At 71.3% G+C, this 26,750-nt stretch carries 19 protein-coding genes and 3 pseudogenes; 14 read left to right on the forward strand and 8 right to left on the reverse strand.

Annotated elements, in window-relative coordinates:
* Positions 1 to 31 precede the first annotated feature (31 nt).
* Positions 32 to 2,251 carry an NADP-dependent isocitrate dehydrogenase gene (locus tag ACFVWD_RS26270; protein WP_389599474.1) on the reverse strand — a complete coding sequence of 740 codons (2,220 nt, stop codon included), beginning with the start codon at positions 2,249 to 2,251 and terminating at the stop codon, positions 32 to 34.
* A 195-nt stretch (positions 2,252 to 2,446) separates the two neighbouring features.
* Between ACFVWD_RS26270 and ACFVWD_RS26275 the strand changes: the two are divergent.
* Positions 2,447 to 2,977 (forward strand): annotated as a pseudogene (locus ACFVWD_RS26275) (hypothetical protein); the annotation flags it as partial.
* 198 nt (positions 2,978 to 3,175) lie between these two features.
* On the opposite strand, the gene ACFVWD_RS26280 reads toward ACFVWD_RS26275, so the two are convergent.
* From ACFVWD_RS26280 to ACFVWD_RS26290, 3 genes are all read right to left on the reverse strand, one after another.
* Complete coding sequence (locus tag ACFVWD_RS26280; protein ID WP_389599476.1) at positions 3,176 to 4,261, reverse strand: mechanosensitive ion channel family protein; 1,086 nt, start codon at positions 4,259 to 4,261, stop codon at positions 3,176 to 3,178.
* A gap of 339 nt (positions 4,262 to 4,600) precedes the next feature.
* Positions 4,601 to 5,365 carry a crotonase/enoyl-CoA hydratase family protein gene (locus ACFVWD_RS26285; RefSeq protein ID WP_389599478.1) on the reverse strand — a complete coding sequence of 255 codons (765 nt, stop codon included), beginning with the start codon at positions 5,363 to 5,365 and terminating at the stop codon, positions 4,601 to 4,603.
* A 94-nt stretch (positions 5,366 to 5,459) separates the two neighbouring features.
* Positions 5,460 to 6,443, reverse strand: coding sequence for a YbhN family protein (locus ACFVWD_RS26290; protein WP_389599480.1), 984 nt, complete (start codon positions 6,441 to 6,443; stop codon positions 5,460 to 5,462).
* A gap of 264 nt (positions 6,444 to 6,707) precedes the next feature.
* Between ACFVWD_RS26290 and ACFVWD_RS26295 the strand changes: the two genes are divergently transcribed.
* Positions 6,708 to 8,699: an ABC transporter ATP-binding protein gene (locus tag ACFVWD_RS26295; protein WP_389599538.1), complete on the forward strand. Its 1,992-nt coding sequence runs from the start codon at positions 6,708 to 6,710 to the stop codon at positions 8,697 to 8,699.
* A gap of 64 nt (positions 8,700 to 8,763) precedes the next feature.
* On the opposite strand, the gene ACFVWD_RS26300 is transcribed toward ACFVWD_RS26295, so the two are convergent.
* A complete protein-coding gene (locus tag ACFVWD_RS26300) occupies positions 8,764 to 11,214 on the reverse strand; it encodes an MMPL family transporter (RefSeq protein WP_389599482.1) in 2,451 nt (816 codons plus the stop codon).
* Between the two features lie 101 nt (positions 11,215 to 11,315).
* Here ACFVWD_RS26300 and ACFVWD_RS26305 point away from each other — a divergent pair, with 101 nt between their 5' ends.
* The gene (locus tag ACFVWD_RS26305; protein ID WP_389599484.1) at positions 11,316 to 11,951 is read left to right on the forward strand and encodes a TetR/AcrR family transcriptional regulator; all 636 of its coding nucleotides are present in this window, start codon (positions 11,316 to 11,318) and stop codon (positions 11,949 to 11,951) included.
* A gap of 152 nt (positions 11,952 to 12,103) precedes the next feature.
* Here ACFVWD_RS26305 and ACFVWD_RS26310 read toward each other — a convergent pair whose 3' ends face one another.
* A complete protein-coding gene (locus ACFVWD_RS26310) occupies positions 12,104 to 13,060 on the reverse strand; it encodes a LysR family transcriptional regulator (RefSeq protein WP_389599486.1) in 957 nt (318 codons plus the stop codon).
* 116 nt (positions 13,061 to 13,176) lie between these two features.
* Between ACFVWD_RS26310 and ACFVWD_RS26315 the strand changes: the two genes are divergently transcribed.
* The 9 genes from ACFVWD_RS26315 to ACFVWD_RS26355 all read left to right on the forward strand — a co-directional run bounded on the left by ACFVWD_RS26315 (position 13,177) and on the right by ACFVWD_RS26355 (position 21,642).
* Complete coding sequence (locus tag ACFVWD_RS26315; RefSeq protein ID WP_060897855.1) at positions 13,177 to 14,049, forward strand: xanthine dehydrogenase family protein subunit M; 873 nt, start codon at positions 13,177 to 13,179, stop codon at positions 14,047 to 14,049.
* A 1-nt stretch (position 14,050) separates the two neighbouring features.
* The gene (locus tag ACFVWD_RS26320; protein WP_389599488.1) at positions 14,051 to 14,578 is read left to right on the forward strand and encodes a (2Fe-2S)-binding protein; all 528 of its coding nucleotides are present in this window, start codon (positions 14,051 to 14,053) and stop codon (positions 14,576 to 14,578) included.
* Positions 14,575 to 16,947 (forward strand): aerobic carbon-monoxide dehydrogenase large subunit, encoded by a 2,373-nt coding sequence (locus ACFVWD_RS26325; protein WP_389599490.1) that lies wholly within the window; start codon positions 14,575 to 14,577, stop codon positions 16,945 to 16,947. The genes ACFVWD_RS26320 and ACFVWD_RS26325 overlap by 4 nt, the downstream gene beginning before the upstream one ends.
* 10 nt (positions 16,948 to 16,957) lie before the next feature.
* A complete protein-coding gene (locus tag ACFVWD_RS26330) occupies positions 16,958 to 17,884 on the forward strand; it encodes an XdhC family protein (protein ID WP_389599492.1) in 927 nt (308 codons plus the stop codon).
* On the forward strand, positions 17,877 to 18,785 hold the full coding sequence (locus ACFVWD_RS26335) for an AAA family ATPase (protein WP_389599494.1): 909 nt from the start codon (positions 17,877 to 17,879) through the stop codon (positions 18,783 to 18,785). The genes ACFVWD_RS26330 and ACFVWD_RS26335 overlap by 8 nt, the downstream gene beginning before the upstream one ends.
* Positions 18,778 to 19,926 carry a VWA domain-containing protein gene (locus tag ACFVWD_RS26340; protein WP_389599495.1) on the forward strand — a complete coding sequence of 383 codons (1,149 nt, stop codon included), beginning with the start codon at positions 18,778 to 18,780 and terminating at the stop codon, positions 19,924 to 19,926. The genes ACFVWD_RS26335 and ACFVWD_RS26340 overlap by 8 nt, the downstream gene beginning before the upstream one ends.
* A 244-nt stretch (positions 19,927 to 20,170) precedes the next feature.
* Positions 20,171 to 20,590: an aspartate 1-decarboxylase gene (gene panD, locus ACFVWD_RS26345; protein ID WP_067360967.1), complete on the forward strand. Its 420-nt coding sequence runs from the start codon at positions 20,171 to 20,173 to the stop codon at positions 20,588 to 20,590.
* Between the two features lie 60 nt (positions 20,591 to 20,650).
* Positions 20,651 to 20,995, forward strand: a complete 345-nt coding sequence (locus ACFVWD_RS26350; RefSeq protein WP_389599497.1) for a GNAT family N-acetyltransferase — start codon at positions 20,651 to 20,653, stop codon at positions 20,993 to 20,995.
* Positions 20,995 to 21,642 (forward strand): aspartate/glutamate racemase family protein, encoded by a 648-nt coding sequence (locus tag ACFVWD_RS26355; protein WP_389599499.1) that lies wholly within the window; start codon positions 20,995 to 20,997, stop codon positions 21,640 to 21,642. The genes ACFVWD_RS26350 and ACFVWD_RS26355 overlap by 1 nt, the downstream gene beginning before the upstream one ends.
* Positions 21,643 to 22,261: 619 nt before the next feature.
* On the opposite strand, the gene gndA is transcribed toward ACFVWD_RS26355, so the two are convergent.
* Complete coding sequence (gene gndA / locus ACFVWD_RS26360; protein ID WP_389599501.1) at positions 22,262 to 23,701, reverse strand: NADP-dependent phosphogluconate dehydrogenase; 1,440 nt, start codon at positions 23,699 to 23,701, stop codon at positions 22,262 to 22,264.
* Between the two features lie 376 nt (positions 23,702 to 24,077).
* Between gndA and ACFVWD_RS26365 the strand changes: the two are divergent.
* Together ACFVWD_RS26365 and ACFVWD_RS26370 are read left to right on the forward strand one after the other, a co-directional pair.
* Positions 24,078 to 24,284, forward strand: a pseudogene (locus ACFVWD_RS26365) (transglycosylase family protein); the annotation flags it as partial.
* Between the two features lie 174 nt (positions 24,285 to 24,458).
* Positions 24,459 to 25,208, forward strand: a pseudogene (locus tag ACFVWD_RS26370) (peptidoglycan DD-metalloendopeptidase family protein); the annotation flags it as partial.
* Here the strand turns inward: ACFVWD_RS26370 and ACFVWD_RS26375 are convergent.
* Complete coding sequence (locus ACFVWD_RS26375; RefSeq protein WP_389599503.1) at positions 25,198 to 26,598, reverse strand: DMT family transporter; 1,401 nt, start codon at positions 26,596 to 26,598, stop codon at positions 25,198 to 25,200. The pseudogene ACFVWD_RS26370 and the gene ACFVWD_RS26375 overlap by 11 nt on opposite strands.
* Positions 26,599 to 26,750 lie beyond the last annotated feature (152 nt).

The following is a 26,750-nucleotide window of genomic DNA, read 5'->3' on the forward strand; positions in this document are numbered from 1 at the left end:
GCGGTGGTGACGCGTGGGCGCCGACGGTGTGTCAGGCGAGGGTCGCGAGCGTCGCGTTCCAGGTGGCCGAGGGGCGCATGACGGTCGCGGCCTTGGCCGGGTCGGGCTGGTAGTAGCCGCCGATGTCGGCGGGCTTGCCCTGGACCGCGAGCAGCTCGTCGACGATCGTCCGCTCCTGCGCGCTCAGCGTCTCGGCGAGCGGGGCGAACGCCTTGGCGAGGTCCGCGTCGTCGGTCTGCTTGGCCAACTCCTGCGCCCAGTAAAGGCCCAGGTAGAAGTGGCTGCCGCGGTTGTCGATGCCGCCGACGCGACGGGTCGGCGACTTGTCCTCGTTGAGGAAGGTCGCCGTCGCGCGGTCGAGGGTGTCGGCGAGCACCTGGGCGCGCGCGTTGCCCGTGCTCTGCGCGAGGTGCTCGAAGCTGGCCGCGAGGGCGAAGAACTCGCCCAGGCTGTCCCAGCGCAGGTAGTTCTCCTTGACCAGCTGCTGGACGTGCTTCGGGGCGGAGCCGCCGGCACCCGTCTCGAAGAGGCCGCCGCCCGCCATCAGCGGAACCACCGAGAGCATCTTGGCGCTGGTGCCCAGCTCCAGGATCGGGAACAGGTCGGTCAGGTAGTCACGCAGGACGTTGCCGGTGACCGAGATGGTGTTCAGGCCCTTGCGGATGCGCTCCAGGGAGAACTTCGTCGCCTCGACCGGGGACAGGATCTTGATCTCCAGGCCCTCGGTGTCGTGCTCCGGCAGGTACGCGTTGACCTTCTCGATCAGCTGCGCGTCGTGGGCGCGGGTCTCGTCCAGCCAGAACACCGCCGGGTCGCCGGTGGCGCGGGCGCGGGTGACGGCCAGCTTCACCCAGTCCCTGATCGGGTCGTCCTTGGTCTGGCAGGCGCGGAAGATGTCGCCCGCGCCGACGACCTGCTCCAGGACCACGTTGCCGGCCTGGTCGACGAGGCGGACCGTGCCGGTGGTGGGGATCTCGAAGGTCTTGTCGTGGCTGCCGTACTCCTCGGCCTTCTGCGCCATCAGACCGACGTTCGGCACCGAGCCCATGGTGGACGGGTCGAAGGCGCCGTGGGCGCGGCAGTCGTCGAGGACGACCTGGTAGACGCCGGAGTAGCTGCTGTCCGGGAGGACGGCGAGGGTGTCGGCCTCCTGGCCGTCCGGGCCCCACATGTGGCCGGAGGTACGGATCATCGCCGGCATGGAGGCGTCGACGATCACGTCGGAGGGGACGTGCAGGTTGGTGATGCCCTTGTCCGAGTCGACCATCGCGAGGGCCGGGCCCTCGGCGAGCTCGGCGTCGAAGGACGCCTTGATCTCGGCGCCCTCGGGCAGCGCCTCGAGGCCCTTGAAGATGCCGCCCAGACCGTCGTTCGGGGTCAGACCGGCGGCGGCGAACGTCTCGCCGTACTTCGCGAACGTCTTGGGGAAGAAGGCGCGTACGACGTGGCCGAAGACGATCGGGTCGGAGACCTTCATCATCGTGGCCTTGAGGTGCACGGAGAACAGCACGTCCTCGGCCTTGGCCCGGGCGATCTGCGCCGTGAGGAACTCGCGCAGCGGCGCGACGTGCATGACGGACGCGTCGACGACCTCGCCCGCGAGGACGGGTACGGACTCGCGCAGCACCGTGGTGGAGCCGTCGTCGCCCGCCAGCTCGATGCGGAGCGAGCCCGCCTCGGAGATCACCGCGGACTTCTCGGTGGAGCGGAAGTCGTCGGCGCCCATGGTGGCGACGTTGGTCTTGGACTCGGGGGTCCAGGCGCCCATGCGGTGCGGGTGGGTCTTGGCGTAGTTCTTGACCGACGCGGGGGCGCGGCGGTCGGAGTTGCCCTCGCGCAGCACCGGGTTGACGGCGGAGCCCTTGACCTTGTCGTAACGGGCGCGGATGTCGCGCTCCTCGTCCGACTTCGGGTCGTCCGGGTAGGCCGGAAGCGCGTAGCCCTGCTCCTGGAGCTCGGCGACCGCGGCCTTCAGCTGCGGGATCGAGGCCGAGACGTTCGGCAGCTTGATGATGTTGGCCTCGGGCGTCTTGGCCAGGTCACCGAGCTCGGCGAGGGCGTCGGGAACGCGCTGGCCCTCCTCGAGGAACTCGGGGAAGAGCGCGAGGATGCGCCCGGCCAGCGAGATGTCACGGGTCTCCACAGTGACACCCGCCTGCGAGGCGTACGCCTGGACGACCGGCAGGAACGAATACGTCGCCAGGGCCGGGGCCTCGTCAGTGTGCGTGTAAATGATGGTCGAGTCAGTCACCGGGTGCTCCGCTCCACGTCTGCAACATTGCTCGACATCAAGATATCTCGTGAACGACCCCGGCTCGACAGGGGTCCGCCCGCCATCGCCGTGAACAAGAAATGGCGCGCCGCAGGCAACCGCCCTCGACGCTCTCGCACTCCTGCTGGACGCACGCCCACCTGACCACCTCGCCCTTGCGAACAAAAGCGAACCATGAGATATCGCACGAGAGTGACGGCCGCCGCGGCCGCGCTGATCGGCACGGCCGCGGCGCTCACCTGGGGGACCTCGGCGGCGAACGCCCAGACCCCCGGTCTTACGGGGTGGGGGCACCCCTGGTGCGGAGACCCTGCCCGCACGGCGATATTCGAACAGATAGACGAAAAACTGCACACCGGCTGGGTCGTCACCCCCGACGGATTCGCGGTCCGCGCCCAGCCGAACTCGGCCCACACCGTCTTCCCCTGCGACGACCACCCCACGGACAAGGCGGCCTTCGGCTTCCGCGTCACCGTCCCCAGTGGTCTGCGCGGCGTCGCGAACGGCACCCTGGTCCGCACCGAGAACCCGGACGGCGACCGGACCGCGTACACCTACCGTTCCCGCCACCCCATGGCCACGGAGCTGGTGCAGATCACGGTCGGTGACTACATGGTCAAGGACCGGCGGGGGCCGCACGGCCTGCCGTTGCGGGACGTCGTCCCGACCGCGCGGGCCGCCGCCCTCGAACCCACGCTCGCCCTGGGGCGTACGGCACGAAGACGCCCCGTATGCCGAACCACCCCGACTGGACGGTCGCCCCGGTGCCCCCGGGCCTGCTCGCGCCGCGCAACCGTGAGCACGGCCACTCCCGCGACTCGACCGCCACCCTCTGACGGCACACGGACCGGCTCTGACGGCACACGGACCAGGGAGGCGGGCGGGGCTCGCCCCAGCCCGGCTTTACCTCCCCGACGTGGCCTCGCGCTGGTGCGGGATGCCCGCCTCCAGCAGCTCGGCCCCGCCCGGCTGCAGCGCAACCGTCCGCGTGGGTGCCGGGATCCGGATGCCCTCGTCCCGGTACCGCTTGTGCAGGCGCTTGATGAACTCGTGCTTGATCCGGTACTGGTCGCTGAACTCCCCGACGCCGAGGATGACGCTGAAGCTGATGCGGGAGTCACCGAAGGTGTGGAAGCGGACGGCGGGCTCGTGGTCCGGGACGGCGCCGGTGATCTCGGCCATCGTCTCGGTGACGACCTCGGTGGTCACGCGCTCGACGTGCTCCAGGTCGCTGTCGTAGCCGACGCCGACCTGGACGATGAGGGTCATCTGCTGTTCGGGGCGGTTGAAGTTGGTCATGTTGGTGCCCGCGAGCTGGGCGTTGGGGATGATGACCAGGTTGTTGGAGAGCTGACGGACCGTCGTGTTCCGCCAGTTGATGTCCACGACGTAGCCCTCCTCGCCGCTGCTGAGGCGGATGTAGTCGCCGGGCTGGACCGTCTTCGAGGCAAGGATGTGGACGCCGGCGAAGAGGTTGGCGAGGGTGTCCTGAAGTGCGAGCGCCACCGCGAGACCGCCCACACCCAGGGCCGTGAGCAGCGGGGCTATGGAGATGCCCAGCGTCTGCAGCATGACGAGGAAGCCCATCGCCAGCACCACGACCCGGGTGATGTTGACGAAGATGGTGGCCGAACCAGCGACACCCGAGCGGGACTGGGCCAGCGACCGGACGAGGCCGGTGATGACCCGGGCCGCGGTCAGGGTCGCGACGAAGATGAGGACGACGGTCAGGACCCTGTTGACGTTGCGTCCGACCGGAGCCGTCAGCGGAAGCACCGCGCCCGCCGCCGAGACACCCGCGGCGATCGCTCCCCAGGGGACGAGCGTGCGCAGCGCGTCGACGATGAAGTCGTCACCGCTCCACCGGGTGCGCGAGGCGTGCTTGCCGAGCCAGCGCAGCAGTATGCGCAGCAGGAACGCGGCCAGCAGACCCGCCACCACGGGGATCCCGGCCATCATCAGGTCGTCCAGTGTGAGGGAGTGTTTCACCGGCCGCCTCCCGCGCGACGGAGGGGAAGGCCCGCGGGCCGGATGTGCTGTGTCGTCACTTGCCACCTGCTCGAATCCGGGAATGCACGATCACGCCCGGACGTGTGTTCGTCATCCGGGGAGATCTCTCATCCTGCCGTACTCGCGGGTGCGTCCGTTACCGGGCCCAAACGTCTCCGGCACACCTGCCGACCACACCTGCCGGCCTGTCACCAGGGTCTCGGCCGGGGCCGATTCGGTCGAGACGGACCCGGTCGAGACGGACCTGATCGAGACGGACCTGATCGAGACCGATCCGATCGAGCCGACGGGCCGCGACACAGCACAGGCCCCGGCCCGCTACCTCGCTGTGAACGAGCCGTGCCGCCCGGCTCCCGACGCGAAGCGGGCGGCGCCCTCCATGCCCTCGGCCAACACATCCATGCCGTAACGGAGTTCGACGCGCATGGCCGCCTCCTCGACCAGGCCCTCCTGGTCGAGGACCGACGCGCGGTCGCTGCGCAGACAGGACTGGGGGAAGTCGGCGATGGCCGCGGCGAGTTCCTCGGCCTCGGCCCGGGCGCGGCCGGTCGGGACGAGCCGGTTGGCGAGGCCCATCTCGTACGCCTCGGCGGCCGGGACCGCGCGGCCGGTGAGGATCATGTCCATCGCACGGCTGGCGCCGATGAGGCGGGGGAGCCGCACGGTGCCGCCGTCGATGAGCGGGACGCCCCAGCGGCGACAGAAGACGCCGAATACGGCGTCCTGCTCGGCGACCCGTAGATCGCACCAGAGCGCCAGTTCCAGGCCGCCCGCCACGGCATGCCCCGCGACCGCCGCGATGACCGGTTTGGACAGCCGCAGCCGGGTGGGACCCATCGGCCCGTCACCGTCCTGCGCGACCCTGTTGCCGTGCTCGGTGCCGATCGCCTTGAGGTCCGCGCCGGCGCAGAACGTGCCGCCCTCGCCCCAGAGCACCGCCACCCGGGCCGTCTCGTCCGCCTCGAACTCCCGGAAGGCGTCGGCGAGTTCGGCGGCGGTCGGCCCGTCCACGGCGTTGCGGGCGGCGGGGCGGGAGAGGACGACCGTGGTGACGTACCCCTGGCGTTCGATCCGGACCGACATCGTGCTGTCCCCTTCTCGCGGCCGTGTACGCCTTTTCCTGAGCGGCGTACGGGGAGGTTACTCCGGAGCTGCCGGCGGCGCGGATCCGTGCCGCTCAGATCACCTTCAGACGGACCAGCGCCCCCAGCGTCAGCGCCCCGGGCAGCAGCGGCACCCACACCGTGATGATCCGGTACGCCAGCACGACCGCCGTCGCCACGGCCACCGGGCCGCCCGCCGCCACCAGCGCGACGATCAGCGCGGCCTCCACCGAACCGATGCCGCCCGGCGTGGGCACCATCGCGACGGCCGCCGTCGCCGCCAGATACGCGAGCGCCATGTGCAGGGGCGGCACCGCCAGGTTCATCGCCTGACCGACCGCGGTCAGCCCGGCGGCCTGCAGCAGCGGGAAGGCGAGCGATCCGCCCCACAGGGCGAGCGCGCGTGCCGGACGGGAGTGTACGGAGCGGGCCTCGCCGAGCGCGGTGCGCAGGAACGAGAACACGGCCCTGCGCAGCCGTCGTACGAGAAGAAGCGTGGCCACCGCGGCCAGGAGGACCGCTCCCGCGGCGAGCAGCAAGGGGCCGGTCGCGCCTGAGGGGAGAAGGGATCCGATGTGCAGGGCTCCGGGGAACGCGATGAGCAGGCCCACCAGGAGGGTGAGCCGTGCGATCGACTCCGCGAGCATGTAGAGCGCGAGCGCGGCGGAGGAGCGGGCGAGCGGGACGCCGCACACGGTCATGAAGCGCAGATTGACCGCGCTGGCGCCGAGACCGGTCGGCAGCAGGTGGTTGGCCGCACCCGCGGCGAACTGGGTGGCGAGCAGCCGGCGCGCGGGCAGGCGCTGCACGACCGCGCCCTGCCGGGCGGAGGCCGCGGCGACCCAGGTCAGGCAGGTCGCGACGGCGGCGGCCAGCAGCCACGGCCACTCGGCCGAGCGCAGATGACCGAAGCCCTCCATGAGGACGGACCGATGCCGCGCCGCGACGACCAGGACGAGGGCGAGCGGGATCAGGCACAGGACCGACCTGAGCGGGAAGCGTCGGGATCCTTGGGGGAACCCCTGGGGAAGCTTCTGGGGAAGTCGAACCGCTGTCACATCGGGAGAGGTTCTCCACGCCGCGCCAACGGGGGGTTGCGGGCGCGCGTCCGGCGGCTGACGTGCCGGGCAAGGTGCGGGAGGGGGCGTCGCCGTCGTGGGTGCCGTCATGGATTCCTTACTGTGTTCTTCGCCGTGTTCCGCGCCGTGTTCCTCGGTGTGTTCCCGGGTGTGTTCCCGCGCGCTTTCCGTCGTGTGCGTGGACTTCGTCCAGGAAACATTGACCTCAACGATGCTTGAGGTCCTACGGTCACTCCCATGAGCATGGAGAGCACAGCCTGGACCCAGCTGTACAGCGTCATGAACGCGCAGCAGGAGCGCCGCCCCTTCGCCCGCGCGACCCTGCGTCGCATCGCCGCCTTCGCCCGTCCGCATCGCCGCCGTATCGGCCAGTTCGTGGTCCTCAGCGTGCTGACCGCGCTGCTGGCCGTCGCGACGCCGGTGCTCGCGGGGCGCGTCGTGGACGCCATCGTGTCCGGCGGCGACGAAGCCACCGTCATCCGCCTTGCCGTGCTCATCGCACTCATCGCGCTCGCCGAGGCGGCGCTCGGGCTCCTCGGCCGCTGGCTGTCGGCGACGCTCGGCGAGGGACTCATCCTCGATCTGCGGACGGCTGTGTTCGATCATGTGCAGCGCATGCCGGTCGCGTTCTTCACACGTACCCGTACGGGCGCGCTGGTCAGTCGACTCAACAACGACGTGATCGGCGCCCAACGCGCCTTCAGCAACACACTGTCGGGAGTCGTCAGCAATCTCGTCACCCTGCTGCTCACCCTCGCCGTCATGCTCACCCTGTCCTGGCAGATCACCCTGCTCGCGCTGGTGCTGCTGCCGGTGTTCGTGGTGCCCGCGCGGCGGACGGGCAGCCGGATGGCACGTCTGCAACGGGAGGCGGCGAACCTGAACGCGTCGATGGGCACCCGGATGACGGAGCGGTTCTCCGCGCCCGGCGCCACGCTCATCAAGCTCTTCGGACGGCCCGAGGACGAGTCCGCGGAGTTCGCGGCACGGGCCCGGCGGGTGCGGGACATCGGGGTGCGCACGGCGATGGCGCAGTCGGCGTTCATCACGGCCCTCACGCTGGTCTCCGCCCTGGCCCTCGCGCTCGTGTACGGGCTCGGCGGCTGGTTCGCGCTGCGCGGCAGCCTGGAGCCGGGCGCCGTCGTCTCACTGGCGCTGCTGCTGACCCGCCTGTACGCGCCGCTCACCTCGCTCGCCGGGGCGCGCGTCGAGGTGATGAGCGCCCTGGTGAGTTTCGAGCGCGTCTTCGAGGTGCTCGACCTCAAGCCGCTCATCGAGGAGAAACCGGAAGCGCGTACGGTCCCGGAAGGCCCGGCGGCCGTGGAGTTCGAGGACGTCCGCTTCGCCTACCCCTCCGCCGACAAGGTCTCCCTCGCCTCCCTGGAGGAGGTCGCCGCCCTCGACACCCGGGGCGGCGCCGAGGTCCTGCACGGCGTGTCCTTCCGCGCCGAGCCAGGCCAGACCGTCGCCCTCGTCGGCTCCTCCGGCGCCGGCAAGTCGACCATCGCCCAACTGCTGCCGCGCCTGTACGACACCGACGAGGGCACCGTCCGCATCGGCGGCGTCGACGTCCGCGACCTGAGCGCCGAGTCGATGCGCGAGACCCTCGGCATGGTCACCCAGGACGGTCACCTCTTCCACGACTCGGTACGCGCCAACCTGCTCCTGGCCCGTCCCTCCGCGACGGAGGACGACCTGTGGGACGTACTGCGCAGGTCCCGCCTCGAAGACCTCGTACGCTCCCTGCCCGACGGCCTCGACACCGTGGTCGGCGAGCGCGGCTACCGTCTCTCCGGCGGCGAGCGCCAGCGCATGACCATCGCCCGGCTGCTGCTCGCCCGCCAGCGTGTCGTCATCCTCGACGAGGCCACCGCCCATCTGGACAACACCTCGGAGGCGGCCGTCCAGGAGGCGCTCACCGAGGCGCTGGAAGGGCGTACGGCCGTGGTGATCGCGCACCGGCTGTCCACCGTGCGGACCGCCGACGTGATCCTCGTCGTGGAGGCCGGGCGGATCGTGGAGCGGGGCACGCACGAGGAGTTGCTCACGGCGGAGGGCCGGTACGCGGAGCTGTACCGCACCCAGTTCAAGAAGGACCGGGAAATCACGAAGGACCGGGAGGTCAGCGAGGACCGGGAGGTCAGCGAGGACCAGGAAGTCAGCGAGGACCGGGAAGTCAGCGAGGACCAGGACGGCGTGGCGGAGATCGTCGTCGCGGGGGAGGCGATCCCGTAGGACCGTCGGCCGACGCTCCGCCCCGCCGGATCACCGGATCCGGCGGGGCGGAGGTGAGGTGTCGTCAGTCGGCCGTCGACGGGGTGGCCGACGCCCTCGCGCCTTCGGCGTCGTCCACCCCGGTACGGGGCACGGGCGCGGTTTCCGGTAGGGCCGCGGCGTGCGCGTGGTCGAGCCGGTCGCCCTCGATGTCGAGGTCGGGAAGGCGGCGCTCCAGCCACTTCGGCAGCCACCAGGCCGCGTGCCGGGTCAGTGCCAGGACGGCCGGGACGAAGGTCATCCGGATGACGAACGCGTCGAGCAGGACACCGGCGGCGAGTGCGAAGGCGATCTGTTTGAGCATCGTGCTGTCGGAGGTGAGGAAGGCGGCGAAGACCGAGGTCATGATCAGGGCCGCGGCTGTCACGACGCGCCCGCTGTGCCGCGCGCCGCTGTGCACCGCGCCCAGCGGATTCCCGGTGCGGAGGTAGGACTCCCGCATTCTCGACACGAGGAAGACCTCGTAGTCCATCGCGAGGCCGAACAGCACGGCCAGCAGGATGATCGGCAGGAAGCTGCTGACCGGTCCGGTGGTGTCCACACCGATCAGGTTGCCGAGATGGCCCAGTTGGAAGACGCCGACCGCCGCGCCGAGGGTCGCCGCGATCGAGAGGAGGAAGCCCGCCGCGGCCTTGAGGGGCACCACCAGTGAGCGGAAGACCAGGAGCAGCAGGAGCAGCGACAGCCCGATCACGACGGCGGCGAAGGGGATCAGCGCCGAGTTCAGCTTCGCGGCGACGTCGACGCTCACGGCCGTGCTGCCGGTGACCTGGACGGTGGCGCCGGTGTCCCGCAGGATCGCGGCCCGGTCGTCGCGGATGGTGTTCACCAGGGTCTTGGTGGCCGGGTCGCTGGGCGCGCTGTCCGGTATCACCTGGATGAGCGCGGTGTGGGTGGCCGGGTTGGCCACGGGCTTGCCGACGGTGGCCACGTCGGGCAGCGCGCCGATGGTGGCGGCGACCCGCTGGGCGGCCGTGGTGGGGTCGGAGCTGTGGCTGGTGTCGGCCAGCACGAGGAGCGGGCCGTTGAAACCAGGCCCGAGCTTCTCGCCGACCCTGTCGAAGGCGATGCGCTGTGAGGAGGTGCTGGGCGCGGTGCCGTTGTCGGGCAGGGCGAGGCGCATGTCGTGGGCGGGCCAGGCCAGCGCGCCGAGGGAGGCCACCACCGCGACCAGGGTCAGCAGGGGACGGCGGGTGACCAGCCGGAACCAGCGCTCGGCGGCGTTGGCGGCCGTGTCCACGACGTGCTCGCCGGTACGGCTCAAGACGCGCTCACCGGTACGGCTCACGACGTTCTCGGCAGTACGGCTCACGACATTCTCACCACTACGGCTCACGACGTTCGCGCCGGAACCGCTCACGACGTTCTCCCCGGAACTGCTCACGACGTTCGCGCCGGTGGCGTCGACGGCGTTCTCGCCCACACCGCCGACGGCGCGCTCGCGGCGCATCGCGCGGGAGCCCGGCCTGGGCGTCAGGCGCGTACCGGCGAAGCCGAGGATCGCGGGCAGCAGTGTGATCGCGACCAGTACGGCGATCAGCACCGCACCAGCGGCCGCCAGCCCCATGGCCGTCAGATAGGGGATGCCCACCACGGTGAGGCCGGTCATCGCGATGACCACGGTCAGTCCGGCGAACACCACGGCGCTGCCCGCCGTGCCCACCGCCAGCGCGGCCGACTCCTCCGGCTCCATGCCGTGGGCGAGGTGGAACCGGTGACGGCTGACGATGAACAGGGCGTAGTCGATGCCGACCGCGAGCCCGATCATCAGGGCCAGGCTCTGCGCGGTCGAGGAGATCGAGACGGTCCCGGTGAGCGACAGCGCGCCGAAGATGGCCGTGGCGACGCCGAAGAGGGCCGTGACGACGGGGATTCCGGCGGTCAGCAGGGAGCCGAAGGTCAGAGTGAGGATGACCAGGGCGACGCCGATGCCGATGATGTCGCTGCTGTGGGACTCCGACGGGGCGTTGCCGAACGCGGAGCCGCCGACGTCGACCCGCATGCCCTGCTGGTTCGCCCCGGCCACGGCGGACTTGAGCGCGTCCAGCGCGTGCGGCTCCAACGCGCTCTGCGGGACCTCGTAGCGCACCTGTGCGACGGCGGTGGTGCCGTCGGCGGAGATGGTGTGAGCGTCGAACGGGCTCACCACCTTGGCGACTTGGGGCGAGGACCCGGCCGCGTCCAGAGCGGCCCGGATACGGGCGCTGTCGGCCGGGTCGGTCACCTTCTGGCCGTCCGTCGCGGTGAACACGATCTGTGCGCTCGTGCCGGAGAAGGTGGGGAAGTCGGTCTTCATCCGGTCCAGGGCCCGCTGGGACTCGGAGTCGGGGATCGAGAAGGTGTTGTCGAGCTTGCCGGTGCCACCGAAGGCCGTCATGCAGACCACGGCGGCCGCGACCAGCGCCAACCACAGGGCCAGCATGCGTCGTCGGCGGCGGAAGGCGAGGCGCCCGAGGCGGTGAAGGAAGGCGGGCATGGCGCTCCATGGTGAGAATGCGGTCCCAAAAACTGGCAGTCCTGCCACAATAACAAAGTGGCAGGACTGCCAAGTTTTCGCGGGGCTGGGATACTCGGGGTGTGGAGAGCGCGACAGAACCGGGACGCAGGGAACAGAACAAGCGGCGCACGCATGAGGCGCTGATCCACGCGGCGGCGCGGCTGTTCCAGGAAAACGGCTACGAGGCGACGACCGTGCGGGACATCGCCGCCGCCGCGGGCGTCGGGGAGCGGACCTTCTTCCGCTACTTCCCCTCCAAGGAGAGCCTGATCCTGCAGCACGTCCGGGACTTCATCCCGCTGTTGGAGGAGGCGATCAGGGCCCGCCCGCAGGGCGAATCTCCCCTCGCGGCCCTGCGCAACGCCGTCCTGGGGCTCGCCGCTCGCGATGACTGGGCCGCCGGGATCCTCCTCGCCGGACCGCAGCCCCTGTCGACCGCTCCGTCCGGGCGCGGCGAGCGCTTCCTCCTGTTCGACCTGGAGGAAGCCGTCGCATCGGCGTTCCTGGACCGTATGACGGTGGACGGTGCCGACCCGGCCGCGCCGGAGAACGTGCTGCGGGCGTCCGTCCTGGCCCGCGCGGGAGTGGGCGTGCTGCGTGCCCTGCGGCTCACCTACGCCCGCCTGCCGGAGGCGGCGCGCGACGAGATCGGCGTCCTCGACTTCGCCCACGCGGCCTTCGCGACGCTGACGGATGCGCAGGGGCGCACCTCGTAGGGCACGCAAGCAGGTGTGCCATGGGCTGTTCAGCGGGTGGAAGAACCAGGAACGGTGCTCTGAAGGTTCCCTCCCCGGGTGACCGGGTGAACCTCAACGCTCACCAAACACAAGCCGTGCACGCCGCTACGGTGATGGGGGAGCCTGCTCTCTCACGTGCCCCAGAGCGTGACGTACACCGGGGGCCGGAACCGGGAGGGCGGGACGCCGGCGCCGGGCGCGCGCATGATGCGGGTCGCTGCGGGCGTGTGCAGGAAGTGCAGGAACGCGTCGGTGGCCGGGGAACGACGCTCGGGCTGCAGGACGGTGGCGTGCCACGTGGCGTCCGACGGTGTGGCGGGGGTCTCCAGTATGCGCAGCTCGTCACGCCGGATGCGGGGCGACACCAGATGGGTCAACGCCGGTGCCACCCCCGCGCCCTCGGCGGCGGCCGCCCAGGTCGCGGCCTGGTTGGGGAACACCCGCACGTGTCCCTCGGCCACTCCGAGCCGACGCAGCAGCCGCCCGGAGTCCGCGTCCGGATCGGTCCCGGAGGAATCGACCAGCCACGACCACTGCGGCGGCGGACCGGGCGGCCTCGGCGACCCGGCGCCGATCACCACGACCAACCGGGTGCGGAACAGCGGCTCGCTGACCAGTTCGCCCCTGCGGGCGGCGTTAAGACACGGCCCGAGCGCGACGTCGGCCAGCCGGTTCTCCACCAACACACGTATCTCGTTGCCGGCGGCCACCCCGAACGAGGTCTCGGTCCTGCGCCCCGAGCGACAGGCGAAGGCCTCCACGAGCGACGGGAGCACGAACTCGGCCAGCGTGCTCGTGGCGACGACCCGCAGTTCGTCGGGCGCACCCCGGGCCGCCCGCACCGCAGCCTCGGCTTCAGCGCTCAGCGCGACCATCCGCGACGCGACCGGCAGCAGCCGCGCCCCGGCGGGCGTCAGACGCATCCCACCACCGCCGGTGCGCCGGATGAGTGGATCGCCGAAGTGGGTGCGCAGCGCGGCGAGCGCCTGTGACACCGCGGACTCGCTCACGTTCAGAGTCCGCGCCGCGGCGCCCACCGAACCGAGCCGGGCAACCAGCACGAAGGTGCTGAGCTGCGTAACGGTCACTATCCGATTTTCTCGCATTTAGGGCGATAAGTGAATGCTTATACAGCCATTGCGCGACCAGTGTGGAAGAGCGCAGCATCAATGCAGCAACGGGCACAGCGTGTGAGGAGGGCCCGATGCAGGTTCCGGCTGCATTCCAGTACGAGAGAGCCACCAGCCTCGAGCAGGCGATCGAGCTGCTCACACGGTATGGCCCCGAGGCCCGGGTCGTGGCGGGCGGACACAGTCTGCTGCCGATGATGAAGCTGCGGCTGGCCCAGCCCGAAGCCCTGATCGACATCAACGGCCTCGGCGAGCTGGCGTTGATCCGGGTGGACGGGCACGACCTGGCCGTCGGAGCGATGGTCCGCCACGCGGAGCTGCTCGCCTCGCCGGTTGTCGGCGAACACTTCCCCATCCTGAGGGACGCGGAGCGGGTCATCGCCGATCCGCTCGTCCGCAACCGGGGCACCGTGGGCGGCTCGCTGTGCCAGGCCGATCCGTCGGAGGACCTGTCCGCGGCGTTCTCGGCACTGCGGGCGACCCTGGTCGCCCAGGGCCCGGGAGGCAGGCGCACCATCGGGATCAGGGAGTTCTTCCTCGGGCCGTACGAGACCGCGCTGAACGAAGCGGAGCTCTTGGTGGAGATCCGAGTGCCCATCCGTTCGCACGCCAGCGCCTACCGCAAGGTCGAGCGCAGGGTGGGCGACTGGGCGGTCGTCGCCGCGGGAGCGGTGCTGGAGATCTCCGACGGGGTCATCACCGAGGCAGGGATCGGACTGACCGCGGTGGGTGCCCGACGGTTCGTGGCCGAGCAGGCGGAGGACTTCCTGCGCGGCGGACGGCCGGACGACGAGGGCTTCGCCGAGGCGGGCCGGATCGCCGCACAGGAGTGCAGGCCGACGGCCGACCAGCGCGGCCCGGTCGACTACAAGCGGCATCTGGCCGGGGAGCTCACCACGCGGGCGCTGCGCGCCGCCGCCGCGCGTGCCCAGGGGCAGGAGGCGTGACATGCGGATCACGGTGACCGTGAACGGCGAGCAGTACACGAGGGACGTGGAACCCAGGCTGCTGCTCGTGCACTTCCTGCGCGACGAACTCGGACTCACCGGCACCCACTGGGGCTGCGACACCTCCAACTGCGGGGTGTGCGCCGTCTGGCTGGACGGGACGCCGGTCAAGTCCTGCACCGTACTCGCGGTGATGGCCGACGGCCACGAGGTGGGGACCGTCGAGGGCCTGGCGCACGGGGCCGAACTCGACCCGGTGCAACAGGGATTCATCGCCTGCCACGGGCTGCAGTGCGGCTTCTGCACGCCGGGGATGATGATGACGGCACGCTGGCTGCTCGACCACAACGCGGATCCGTCGGAGGAGGACATCCGCGAGGCCATCTCCGGACAGATGTGCCGCTGCACCGGTTACGAGAACATCGTGCGCTCCATCCGCTGGGCCGCCGAGCACGGCGGCGGGACGCAGACTGCGGACGTGGCCGCGGACACCGAGCCGGCGCCCGGCCGCGAGGAGGTGCGGGCATGACGACCACCGAGGAACGGCCGGTCGGCTTCGGACGGATGCCCCGCAAGGAGGACGCGCGGTTCGTCCGCGGCCACGGGACCTACGTCGACGACGTACGGCTGCCCGGGATGCTGTACGGCGCGATCCTGCGCAGCCCACTGGCACACGCCCGGATCGTGTCCGTCGACACCAGCGCCGCCGAGGCACACCCGAAGGTCAAGGCCGTGATCACCGGGGAGACCCTGGCCGGTCTCGGGCTGGCCTGGATGCCCACGCTCTCGTACGACACGCAGGCGGTGCTCGCCACCGACAAGGTGCGCTTCCAGGGCCAGGAGGTCGCCTTCGTCGTAGCCGAGGACCGGTACGCCGCCCGGGACGCCCTCGAGCTGATCGACGTGGAGTACGAACCGCTGCCGCCGGTCGTCGACGCCCGCCGGGCGCTCGACCCGGACGCGCCGGTGATCCGCGACGACAAGGAGCATCAGAGCGACAACCACATCTTCGACTGGTCGGCGGGCGACAAGGAGCGAACCGACGAGGTCTTCGCGGCCGCCGACGTCGTGGTGGAGCAGGACATGCTCTACCCGCGGGTGCACCCGGCGCCGCTGGAGACCTGCGGCACCGTGGCCGACATGGACGCCATCACCGGGAAGCTGACGGTGTGGTCCACCACCCAGGCCCCGCACGCCCACCGCACGATCTACGCGATGGTGGCCGGCATCCCGGAGCACAAGATCCGGATCATCTCCCCGGACATCGGGGGCGGCTTCGGCAACAAGGTCGGCATCTACCCCGGTTACGTGTGCGCGGTCGTCGGCTCGATCGTCACCGGCAAGCCGGTGAAGTGGGTGGAGGACCGCTCGGAGAACCTGATGAGCACCTCCTTCGCCCGCGACTACCACATGCACGGCGAGATCGCGGCGACGAAGGACGGGAAGATCCTGGGCCTGCGCGTCCATGTCATCGCCGATCACGGCGCGTTCAACGCCACCGCACAGCCGACCCAGTTCCCGGCCGGCTTCTTCGGCGTCTTCACCGGCTCGTACGACCTGGCTGCCGCCCACTGCACCGTGACCGGCGTCTACACCGACAAGGCCCCCGGCGGCGTCGCCTACGCCTGCTCGTTCCGCGTCACCGAGGCCGTGTACCTGGTCGAGCGGATGGTCGACGTGCTCGCGGACAGGCTCGGCACGGACCCGGCCGCGCTGCGGATGCGCAACCTGCTGCGGCCGGGGCAGTTCCCGTACAAGACACAGACGGGGTGGGAGTACGACTCCGGCGACTACCCGCGCGCCCTACGGCTGGCCATGGACATCGCGCACTACGAGGACCTGCGCCGGGAGCAGGCCGAAAAGCGCGAGCGCGGCGAGCTGATGGGCATCGGGGTCAGCTTCTTCACCGAGGCCGTCGGCGCCGGTCCGCGGAGGCACATGGACATCCTCGGTCTTGGCATGGCCGACGGCGCCGAGCTGCGCGTGCACCCGACCGGCAAGGCCGTCCTGCGGATCTCCGTGCAGACCCAGGGGCAGGGCCACGAGACGACGTTCGCGCAGATCGTCGCCGAGGAACTGGGCATCCCGCCCGAGGACGTCGAGGTGGTGCACGGGGACACCGACCAGACCCCGTTCGGGCTCGGCACCTACGGATCCCGCTCGACGCCGGTGTCCGGCGCCGCGGCCGCGATGGTCGCCCGCAAGGTGCGCGAACGCGCGAAGATCGTCGCCTCCGCGATGCTCGAAGTGAGCCCGGACGACCTGGAGTGGGAGAAGGGCCGCTGGTATGTCACCGGCGACCCCGACCAAGGACGGACCATGGCCGAGATCGCGCTCGCCGCACACTCCAACCTGGAGCTGCCCGAGGGCGTCGAGGGCCACCTGGACGCGACGTGCGTCTACAACCCGCCGAACCTCACCTTCCCCTTCGGCGCATACATTTGCGTCGCCGACGTGGACGCGGACACCGGCCAGGTGAAGGTCCGCAGGTTCATCGCCGTGGACGACTGCGGCAACCGGATCAACCCCATGATCGTCGAGGGTCAGGTGCATGGCGGACTCGCCGACGGCCTCGGCATGGCGCTCATGCAGGTGATCGCCTTCGACGAGGACGGCAACTGTCTCGGCGGGTCGTTCATGGACTACCTCCTGCCCACCTCGGTCGAATGCCCGTCCTGGGAGCTCGGCGAGACCGTCACCCCTTGCCCCCATCACCCCATCGGAGCCAAGGGCGTCGGCGAGTCCGCCACGGTGGGCTCACCTGCCGCGGTGGTCAACGCCGTGGTCGACGCGCTGAAGCCGCTCGGCGTACGCCATGTCAACATGCCGCTGACGCCCGCCGCGGTGTGGCGGGCCGCCCAGGGCCGGCCGCTGCGCACCGACCTGGCGATCACCTGAGGTGCCGGCGATGACGAACACCGAACTGCTGAACCGCGCGGACGTGCTCCGGCACGGCCGTACCCCGTTCGTCCTGGCCACCGTCGTCCACGCGGAACGGCCCACGAGCGCCAGGCCCGGGGACAGCGCGCTGGTGCTGCCCGACGGCACCCTCGAGGGCTTCGTGGGCGGCACATGCGCCGAGACGACGGTGCAACTGCAGGGCCTGCGGGTGCTGGAGACCGGGGAGTCGCTGCTGCTGAGGATCACGCCCGCCGCGGACACCGGCACCGAAGGCGCGCAGGATCGTGTCGAAGGTCTGGTCACGGTGGCCAACCCCTGCCTGTCGGGCGGCACGCTCGACATCTTCCTGGAGGCCAACCTCCCCCCGGCGTTGGCCTACGTATACGGTCACGCCCCCATCGCCCGCGCCCTGCTCGACGTCGGTCGTGCGCTCGGCCTCGAGGCCCGGGCGGCCTCGCCCGGGGAGCCGCTGCCGCCCGATCTGGACGTCGTCGTCGTCGCCACCCACGGCCGCGACGAGGAGAAGGTACTGATCGAGGCCGCACGAGCCGGGGTCCCGTACATCGGGCTGGTGGCCAGTCCCAAGCGTGGCGCGGCGGTGCTCGCCGGGCTGGACATCACCGAGGAACGACGCGCGCGCATCCACACCCCGGCCGGCCTGGACATCGGCGCGCGGACCCCGGCGGAGATCGCGCTGTCGGTGTACGCCGAGATCATCGCACTGCGGCCGCAGGTGGCCCGAGCCGCACGCCCCGCGGCCGGGTCCGCCGCGCCGCAGGCCGTGGCCGAGAACGTGGATCCCGTGTGCGGCATGACCGTGGCGATCACGCCCGCCACCCTCTCACTCGACCGGGCCGCCGGCAGGGTGTACTTCTGCGGGCCGGGGTGCCAGCACGCCTTCGCCGACGACCCCTCCCGGTACGCGCATGCCTGACCTCGACGCCCTCGTACCCGATGTCGCCGCCCTGCGCTCGCGTCTGGACGCCGTCGGCTACCTGGCCGACGACGCCCTGGCCACGGCGCTGCTGCTGGCCGTGCGCATGCGGCAGCCGATCCTGCTGGAGGGCGAGCCCGGAGTCGGCAAGACCGAGGCGGCCCGCGCGCTCGCCGCCGTGCTCGACACCCTGCTGATCCGGCTGCAGTGCTATGAAGGACTGTCCTCGGCCGAGGCGCTCTACGAGTGGAACTATCCACGGCAACTACTGGCCATCCGGCTGGCCGAGTCCCGCGGGGAGCCCCTGCGGGACGCCGACCTGTTCACCGAGGACTATCTGCTGCCACGGCCGCTGCTCGCCGCGATATGCCATCCGGGGCCGCGCCCGGCGGTGTTGCTCATCGACGAGGTGGATCGCGCCGACGACGAGTTCGAGGCGTTCCTCCTGGAACTGCTCGCCGATGCCGCGGTCACCATCCCCGAGCTCGGCACCCGGACGGCTGTGGTGCCGCCGGTGGCCGTACTGACCTCCAACCGCACCCGGGATCTGCACGACGCCCTCAAACGCCGCTGCCTCTACCACTGGATCGACTACCCGGACACCGCACGCGTCGCCGCGATCATCCGCAGACGGCTACCGGAGTCGGCCCAGTGGCTGGCCACGCATGTGGCGCGCGGAGTGGCGCGCCTGCGTGCCCGGCAGGAGCTCACCAAGCCGCCCGGCATCGCCGAGGCGATCGACTGGGCCGGCGCGCTGCACGCGCTGGGGCTCACCGTTCTCGACGCCGACGCCGCCGACCGCACCCTGGGGGCGGTCCTCAAGTACGCCGAGGACCTGGAGGCCGTGCGCCGGGCCGGACTGGAGGAGCTGGTCGACGCCGAGGCCGGTTCCGATGCCTGACCTGCCGGAACTCGCCGCCTCGTTCAGCGCCGCCCTGCACGACGCGGGGATCGCGGTGGGCCCCGACCGTACCCGGAGCTTCGCTCGGGCGCTCACCCTGCTGGCACCGTCGACGACGCGCGAGCTGCGGCACTGCGCGCTCGCCACCCTGGTGTCCGACCCCGAGCAGATCGAACCGTTCGACGCGGTCTTCCGCGAGGTCTTCGGCGGCCCGGCCGACCGCGAAGCACAACGCGGGCAACCCGGCGACCCGGCCCGATCGCTCGGGGACACCGTTCCCGGCCGCGTCCCCGGCACTCGGAAGGTCACCGGGGACGGACGCGGCCGGGAGGCCGACGCACAGCCGCGGGAGGCTCCCGTACCCCTCGCGGCCAGTCCGCTCGACCGTCTCGCCGGCCGCGACTTCGCGGAGCTGTCCGCCGAGGAACTGGCGCGGCTCTCCGAAGTGATGCGCACCATGGTGCTTCGCACCCCGACCCGGCCGTCCCGCCGGCGCCGCACCGCGCACCACGGTGCGCGCATCGACGTGCGCCGCACCCTCTCGGTCAGCCGGCGCACCGGCGGATACCCGCTGCGGCTATGCCGCTTCGTGCCTCGCACCCGCCCCCGCGACCTCATCGTGCTCTGCGACATCTCCGGATCGATGGAGCCCTATGCCCGCGCGATGCTCCAACTGCTCTACTGTGCCGCCCGCGCCACTCACGCCGAGGTCTTCACCTTCGCCACCCGCCTCACACGCCTCACGCCCGTCCTGCGGCGGGCCGGGCCGGACGACGCCCTGGCACGGGCGGGCCGGGCGGCCCCGGACTGGTCCGGGGGCACCCGGATAGCGGAGTGCCTGGCGGAGTTCAACGAGCGGTTCGGCCGGCGCGGCATGGCGCACGGCGCCGTGGTCGCCATCATCTCCGACGGCTGGGACACCGGAGCGCCCGCCGACCTCGCCACCCACATGGCACGGCTGTCCCGGGTCGCCTACCGCGTCGTATGGGTCAACCCGCGCACGGCGAGCCCGCGCTACCGTCCGCTCGTGGCCGGCATGGCTGCGGCACTGCCCTACTGCGACGCCGTCGTCAGCGCCCACAACCTCGAGGCCCTGGGCGACTTCACCGCTGTGCTGTCCGCCCCGCGCCGCCGCCGATGACCCAGGCACCACCCTCTGAACCTTCGTCAGTTCATGCTCAGTGACGGGGCTCTCAGTGCGGTCCGGAGTGCCGTTCCGTACCCTGGTTCCGCCTGTCGACCCCGAGGGCGGAGCGGAGCAGCAATCGGTCCGTGTCGATGCCTGAAGAGCAGGCGGGAAATCAGTGGGAAGCCAGCCGTTGTAGAGTGAAAACCGCCCTTGACCTGCACAAGCAGGCAGGGAGCCGAACAGCAGGAGCACCCAAATGCTGCGTACTCTATTCAAGTCCAAGATCCACCGTGCCACTGTCACCCAGGCCGACCTGCACTACGTCGGATCCGTCACGATCGACGCCGACCTGCTCGACGCCGCGGATCTGCTGCCGGGTGAGCTCGTGCACATCGTCGACATCACCAACGGCGCCCGGCTGGAGACGTACGTCATCGAGGGCGAGCGCGGTTCCGGGGTCGTCGGGATCAACGGGGCGGCGGCCCATCTCGTGCATCCCGGAGATCTGGTGATCATCATCAGTTACGCTCAGGTCTCCGACGCCGAGGCGCGGGCACTGCGGCCGAGGGTCGTGCACGTGGACCACGACAACCGGATCGTGGCCCTCGGCGCCGATCCGTCCGAACCGGTGCCGGGCTCGGACCAGGAGCGCAGCCCGCAGGCGGTCACCGTCTGAACCCCGGGCCCGGGGCAGCGGCTGGGCAAGCAGACGACCCGAGGACGCGAGGAGTTGCCCATGAGCGACACAGAGATCCGCGACGACCGTGCGGGCGGCCGCCTCGAAGCCTTCGCCGGGGACGAAGTCGTCGGCCACATCGAGTACTTCGTCCTCGAGGCCCCCGCGCGCGCCCTCGTCCCCGTGCACACCATCGTGGAACCCGAGCACGAGGGGAAGGGCATCGCGGGCTCCCTCGCCCGCGAGCTGTACGGCATCGCCGCGCGCGAGGACATCGTGGTCGCGCCCCTGTGCCCGTACGTCGTGAAGTGGGCGGCGCGCCACCCCGAGGAGGCTCCGGCGGCCGACCCGCAGCTGCTCGGGGCGGCGGTGGAGTGGCTCAAGACGCACCCCGGGCGCTTCTGATGAACCGATCGGGTCCCCTCGCCCTGCTGCACACCTCGCCCCTGCACATCCCCGTCTTCGAGGCGCTGCGCGACGAGGACCACCACGGGCTGGAACTGCGGCACCTGGTGGACGAGGAACTGTTGGCCCGGGCCCGGAGCGAGGGCCCGGCCGCGGTGGCCGGCGAGGTGCGGGCGGCGCTCGACCGGGCGGTCGCCGACGGGGCGCGTGCCGTGCTGTGCACCTGCTCGACCATCGGCGCCGTCGCCGAGGAGGCGGGCGCCGGGGTACCCGTGCTCCGGGTGGACCGTCCGATGGCCGCCGCCGCGGTCGCCAAGGGCCCTCGTGTGGTGGTCGTCGCGACGTCGGAGAGCACCTTGGGGCCGACGGTCGCCCTCGTCGAGCAGGAGGCCCGCGCCGCCGGACGCTCCGTACAGGTTCGTACGCTGCTGGTCGACGGGGCCTGGGCCCGTTTCGAGGCGGGCGACACCGACGGGTACGTCCGCAGCGTGGCGGCGGCCGCCGACTCGGTCACCGACGCCGACGCGATCGTCCTCGCCCAGGCGTCGATGACCCCGGCCCAGCGGCTGACCACGACCGCGGTCCCAGTACTGTCCAGCCCCCGCCCGGGGCTCGCGGCCGGCGCGGACGCGGTGCGCCACGGGTAGACGCGGCATGGGCGGACGTGTCATGGCCGGATGTGCCATGGCCGGACGTGCCATGGATGGACGCGCGACCGGTGGACCGGCCCGGTCGGTCTGGTCCAACTGGTCCGCACGCCTTGCGCGACGGGGTGACTGGGGGAGCGGTGGCCGGGTACGTGTGGGACAAGTCCAGGGCCGACGTATCGACTGGCTGGAGGACACCATGACGCATCCGAACCCCGATCCGGTGCAACCGGGTCCCACGCCCGGGCCGGGCCCCGACCGCCCGCAGCCCTTCCCGGACCCCCACCCCTTCCCGGACCCGACCCCGGATCCGGGCCCTCACCCCCCACCGAAGCCCACCCCTCCGCCGACCCCGGTGCCGCAGCCGCCGGGGCCCGAGCCGACCCCGCCGAGCCCCGGCCCCGTGCCGCCGAGCCCCGGCCCGGTGCCGCCGGGCCCCGAGCCGGTACCGAACCCCGAACCGGGACCCCCGCTCACGTGAACAGCCGAGCGAACGGGTGAACGACAGAGGCCGTCACACCCCGGGTTCCAGGGATGTGACGGCCTCGGTGGCGCGGAATACCCGTACGCCCGGTACCCGTACGCCCGGTACCTGTATGCCTGGTACCCGTGCGTCCGCCTACGCCTCGACCTCCGACCGGTCGCCGCCCCACAGCGTGTGGAACGAGCCCTCCCGGTCGACGCGCCGATAGGTGTGCGCCCCGAAGAAGTCCCGCTGCCCCTGCGTCAGGGCGGCGGGCAGCCGCTCGGCGCGCAGCGCGTCGTAGTAGGCGAGCGCCGCGGAGAAACCGGGTGCGGGCACGCCCTGGCGAGTGGCGGCCACCAGGACCTCCCGCCAGTCGTCCTGCGCCGCCGCGATCTCCTGCGCGAACGTCTTGTCGGACAGCAGGCTCGGCAGGTCGGGCCGGGCGTCGTACGCGGAGCGGATCCGGTCGAGGAACGCGGCCCGGATGATGCAGCCGCCGCGCCAGATCGCGGAGATGGCGCCGAGGTCGATGTCCCAGTCGTACTGGTCGCTGCCCGCGCTGATCTCGTGGAAGCCCTGCGTGTACGACACGATCTTCGAGGCGTACAGCGCCTGCTCCACCCGGTCCGCGAAGGCCGCCGCCTCCGACTCGCCGAGCGGCTTCGCCTTGGGGCCCGAGAGCTCCCGGGAGGCGGCGCGCAGATCGGCGTGCCCGGACAGCGAGCGGGCGAAGACCGCCTCCGCGATGCCGGACACCGGAACACCCAGGTCCAGCGCGATCTGCACGGTCCAGCGGCCCGTGCCCTTCTGCTCCGCGCGGTCCTGGACCACGTCCACGAAGGGTTTGCCCGTCGCCGCGTCCACGTGCGACAGGACCTCAGCCGTGATCTCGATCAGGTAGGAGTCGAGGCGGCCGGTGTTCCAGGTGCGGAAGATGTCGGCGATCTGCGCGGGGGAGTACCCGGCGACATCGCGCAGCAGCTGGTAGGCCTCGCCGATCAGCTGCATGTCGGCGTACTCGATGCCGTTGTGCACCATCTTCACGAAATGCCCGGCGCCGTCGGGACCGCAGTGGGTCACGCAGGGAGAGCCGTCCGGCGCCTTCGCGGAGATCTTCTCCAGCATCGGACCGAGCGACGCGTACGACTCCTTCGAGCCGCCCGGCATGATGCTCGGCCCGTTCAGCGCGCCCTCCTCGCCGCCGGACACGCCCGTGCCGACGAAGTGGATGCCCTGGCCCCGCAGGTCGCGCTCCCGGCGCCGGGTGTCCTCGAAGTGCGCGTTGCCACCGTCGATGATCATGTCACCGGGCTCGAGAAGCGGGGCGAACTCCTGGATCACCGCGTCGGTCGGCTCACCGGCCTTCACCATGATCATCAGACGTCGCGGCCGCTCCAGCGCCTCGACGAACTCCTTCGCGGTCTCCGTCGCCACGAAATCGCCCTCGTGGCCGAATTCCTCCACCAGCGCGTGCGTCCGGGCCGCGGTCCTGTTGTGCACGGCGACCGTGTAGCCGTTGCGGGCGAAGTTACGGGCGAGATTGCGCCCCATGACCGCGAGACCCGTGACACCGATCTGGGCTGAGTTGCTCATACGGTTGGCTCCTAAGAGATCCGGTAAGAGGTCTTTGTATTCTTTGGTATCTGTTGGTATCTGCCGGTATCAGTCGGTATCGGTACTGCCGGTGATCCTGCCGTTCCTGTTCGTCAGTATTCCTCCGGCCATCCTGACGCGTCGGCGACGGGTACGCAGAAGAACGACCCGCTGCCTTTCCGGGCGAGGGAGCGGCGCCCGGGGCGCACAGCACGGCCGATTGCGCTCTTGTCATGGCCTGTTCGCAGCGTTTACTTTTGCCGCTCCTGACGCATGTCGAGGGGGCTCCCACATGGCCGTACGCGGCCGGCACCGCCGGTATCAGCCGAACAGGATCAACCGCGCCTCACTCACCGTCACGGCGGGCGGCGCCGGAATGGCACTCCCGCTGATCGGCACCGGCGTCGCACACGCGGCCGACGTGGACACCTGGAACAAGGTCGCCGCCTGCGAGTCCACCGACAACTGGAGCATCAACACCGGCAACGGCTACTACGGCGGACTGCAGTTCACCCAGTCCACCTGGGAGGCGTACGGGGGGCAGGTCTACGCTCCGCGTGCGGATCAGGCCACCAAGGACCAGCAGATCGCCATCGCCGAGAAGGTGCTCAAGGGCCAGGGGCCCGGTGCCTGGCCGGTCTGCTCGGTGCGCGCCGGTCTCACCCGGGGTGGGGACACCCCCGACATCACCCCGGCCGCCGAGCGGACCGGCACCAAGTCCGGCACCTCGCCCCAGACCAGCAAGCGCTCCGTACGCGACGTCCAGCCGCAGACCACACCGCAGTCGCGGGCCGGCACCGCCGAGATGTACACGGTCGTCCACGGCGACACGCTCTCCGGCATCGCGGGATCCCGCCACGTCCAGGGCGGTTGGCAACGGCTGTACGACGCGAACCGGACCACCGTCGGCTCCGACCCGGACCTGATCCTCCCGGGCCAGCGGCTGAACCTGCGAGGCAAGGGCCAGACCCCGGCACACACCGAGAGCACTCCCTCGTCCGCGTCGAAGAAGCAGAAGACCTCCGCCAAGCCGTCCACGCACACGACGTCCCCGCACAAGACCTCCTCGCACATGACGTCCTCGGACACCGCCAAGAAGACCGACACGCTCGTCGCCCCCGTGCACGCCGCGACCGGCACGGCCTACCATGCCGCCGGTGCCTCCTGGTCGAAGGGCTACCACACGGGCGTCGACTTCCCGGTGCCCACCGGCACCTCCGTGAAGGCGGTCGCCGCGGGCCAGGTCGTCAGCGCGGGCTGGGGCGGCTCGTTCGGCTACCAGGTGGTGATCCGGCACGCCGACGGCCGCTACACCCAGTACGCCCATCTGTCGGCGATCTCGGTGAAGGACGGGCAGAGCGTGGTGGGCGGACAGCGCATCGGCCGCTCCGGCTCCACGGGCAACAGCACGGGCCCGCATCTGCACTTCGAGGTGCGGACGGGGCCCGGTTTCGGCACGGACGTCGACCCGGTCGCCTACCTGAGGGCGGGCGGCGTCAGGATTTGACGCGTGTGCGGTGGTGGTGGTCCAGCAGAGGTGTCGCCACTACGTAGGGCCCGCACAGGGGGCCGAAATAGGCCAGCGCGGGCGGCGCGTCCTCCTCGGACGACTCGGGTGAGTCGGCCGGGTCGGGCGCGCTCTCCGCGGCCCTCGCCATCGCCGGAGCCGGTACGAGGACGTCCTCGCCGCGATCCACGCCGAGTCCGCTCCCGAGCCCGGCGCCGAGTCCGTTCCCGAACTCGGCGTCGAACGCCTTCCCGAGCCCCGTGCCGAGTCCGTTCCCGAACTCGGCGTCGAACGCCTTCCCGAGCCCCGCGCCGAGTCCGCTTCCGAGCCCCGCGTCGAATGTGTCTGCGAGTTCGGCGTTGAACGTCCCCCCGAACCCCGCGCCGAAGGTTTCTCCGTGGCCCGTGGTCGGCTCGACCTCGTGGCCCGGTCCCGCGGACTGCTCGGGCAGGGCCGCGAGCAGCAGCGCCTCCAACGCGGAGTCCGGCGTGGCCGGTTCCGGCTCGGGCGCGGTCTCCGCGGCGGCGGGTGCGGGTGCGGCGACCTCGGCGGTGTCCCGGGCGCTGCCGATCTGCTCGGTCGTGAGCAGGATCAGACCGCCCGCCGCGACGACTCCGCAGGCCAGCGCGAGCACGGTGCCCGTCTCGCCGTAGCGGAAGGTCTCGCCGAACATCGTGATGCCGACAGCGGCCGCCACGACGGGGTTGACGACCGTCAGCGTGGCCAGCGGCGCCGCGAGACCGCCGCCCCGGTAGGAGGCCTGCGACAGCAGCATCCCGGCCGTCGCGAAGACACCTATGAGGGCGAGGCTCGGCAGGTCGGAGAGCGAGACCTGGTGCGACCAGTCCACCGCGACGGTCTTGGTGAACACCGAGGACATGCTGAAGGCTATGCCTGAGCCCACCGCGAGCATCACGCTGCGCACGGCCGGGTGCCGGTGCGCGGCGCGGCCCGCCACCATGAAGGCCGCCACCGCGCCGCCCGACACCACGGCCAGCACCGTGATCTGGGTGTCACTCAGGGACTGCGAATCCGCCGAGCCGACCAGGGCGAGCAGGACCGCGAGGCCGCCCGTGGCCATGATCGCGCCACGCCAGGCGGTCGCCCCGGCCTTGCGGCCGACGAAGACGGCCGCCATGGGGAGCGCGAACACGATGGTCAGCGCGCCCAGCGGCTGCACCAGGCTCAGCGGGCCGTAGGCGAGCGCCACCACGTGCAGCACCCCGCCGACGCCGCTCAGGGCGACCGCCGCCCACCAGCCGGGGCGGCGCAACGGCGCGTACGTCTGGTCGGGAGAGGTCAGCGCGACCTGCTCCTGGACGATCGCGCCGCCCGCGTACGCAACGGCGGAGACGAACGAGAGCAGGACGGACAGCGCGAGCGCGCTCATGAGTCCCTCCTCTGCGTGCGGCGGGGGCGCTGTGCCCGGCGCGGCGAACGATCGGCCTTCATATCCACTACGATGCCTCGCGCATCCGTTCACGTCGTCGTACCTGAGCAGGCAATGAGTAGTACTGCCGATGGAGTACGACTCGCCCCATG

Source organism: Streptomyces sp. NPDC058086 (assembly GCF_042885015.1).
Classification (GTDB): Bacteria; Actinomycetota; Actinomycetes; order Streptomycetales; family Streptomycetaceae; genus Streptomyces.

What these genes read in the sequence shown, in the direction of transcription:
- ACFVWD_RS26300 (WP_389599482.1), bottom strand. Translation starts at nt 11,214, where the DNA reads ATGCCCGCCTTCCTTCACCGCCTCGGGCGCCTCGCCTTCCGCCGCCGA.
- ACFVWD_RS26375 (WP_389599503.1), bottom strand. Translation starts at nt 26,598, where the DNA reads ATGAGCGCGCTCGCGCTGTCCGTCCTGCTCTCGTTCGTCTCCGCCGTT.
- ACFVWD_RS26320 (WP_389599488.1), top strand. Translation starts at nt 14,051, where the DNA reads ATGCGGATCACGGTGACCGTGAACGGCGAGCAGTACACGAGGGACGTG.
- ACFVWD_RS26285 (WP_389599478.1), bottom strand. Translation starts at nt 5,365, where the DNA reads ATGTCGGTCCGGATCGAACGCCAGGGGTACGTCACCACGGTCGTCCTC.
- panD (WP_067360967.1), top strand. Translation starts at nt 20,171, where the DNA reads ATGCTGCGTACTCTATTCAAGTCCAAGATCCACCGTGCCACTGTCACC.
- ACFVWD_RS26325 (WP_389599490.1), top strand. Translation starts at nt 14,575, where the DNA reads ATGACGACCACCGAGGAACGGCCGGTCGGCTTCGGACGGATGCCCCGC.
- ACFVWD_RS26330 (WP_389599492.1), top strand. Translation starts at nt 16,958, where the DNA reads ATGACGAACACCGAACTGCTGAACCGCGCGGACGTGCTCCGGCACGGC.
- ACFVWD_RS26315 (WP_060897855.1), top strand. Translation starts at nt 13,177, where the DNA reads ATGCAGGTTCCGGCTGCATTCCAGTACGAGAGAGCCACCAGCCTCGAG.
- ACFVWD_RS26355 (WP_389599499.1), top strand. Translation starts at nt 20,995, where the DNA reads ATGAACCGATCGGGTCCCCTCGCCCTGCTGCACACCTCGCCCCTGCAC.
- gndA (WP_389599501.1), bottom strand. Translation starts at nt 23,701, where the DNA reads ATGAGCAACTCAGCCCAGATCGGTGTCACGGGTCTCGCGGTCATGGGG.
- ACFVWD_RS26350 (WP_389599497.1), top strand. Translation starts at nt 20,651, where the DNA reads ATGAGCGACACAGAGATCCGCGACGACCGTGCGGGCGGCCGCCTCGAA.
- ACFVWD_RS26335 (WP_389599494.1), top strand. Translation starts at nt 17,877, where the DNA reads ATGCCTGACCTCGACGCCCTCGTACCCGATGTCGCCGCCCTGCGCTCG.
- ACFVWD_RS26340 (WP_389599495.1), top strand. Translation starts at nt 18,778, where the DNA reads ATGCCTGACCTGCCGGAACTCGCCGCCTCGTTCAGCGCCGCCCTGCAC.
- ACFVWD_RS26295 (WP_389599538.1), top strand. Translation starts at nt 6,708, where the DNA reads ATGGAGAGCACAGCCTGGACCCAGCTGTACAGCGTCATGAACGCGCAG.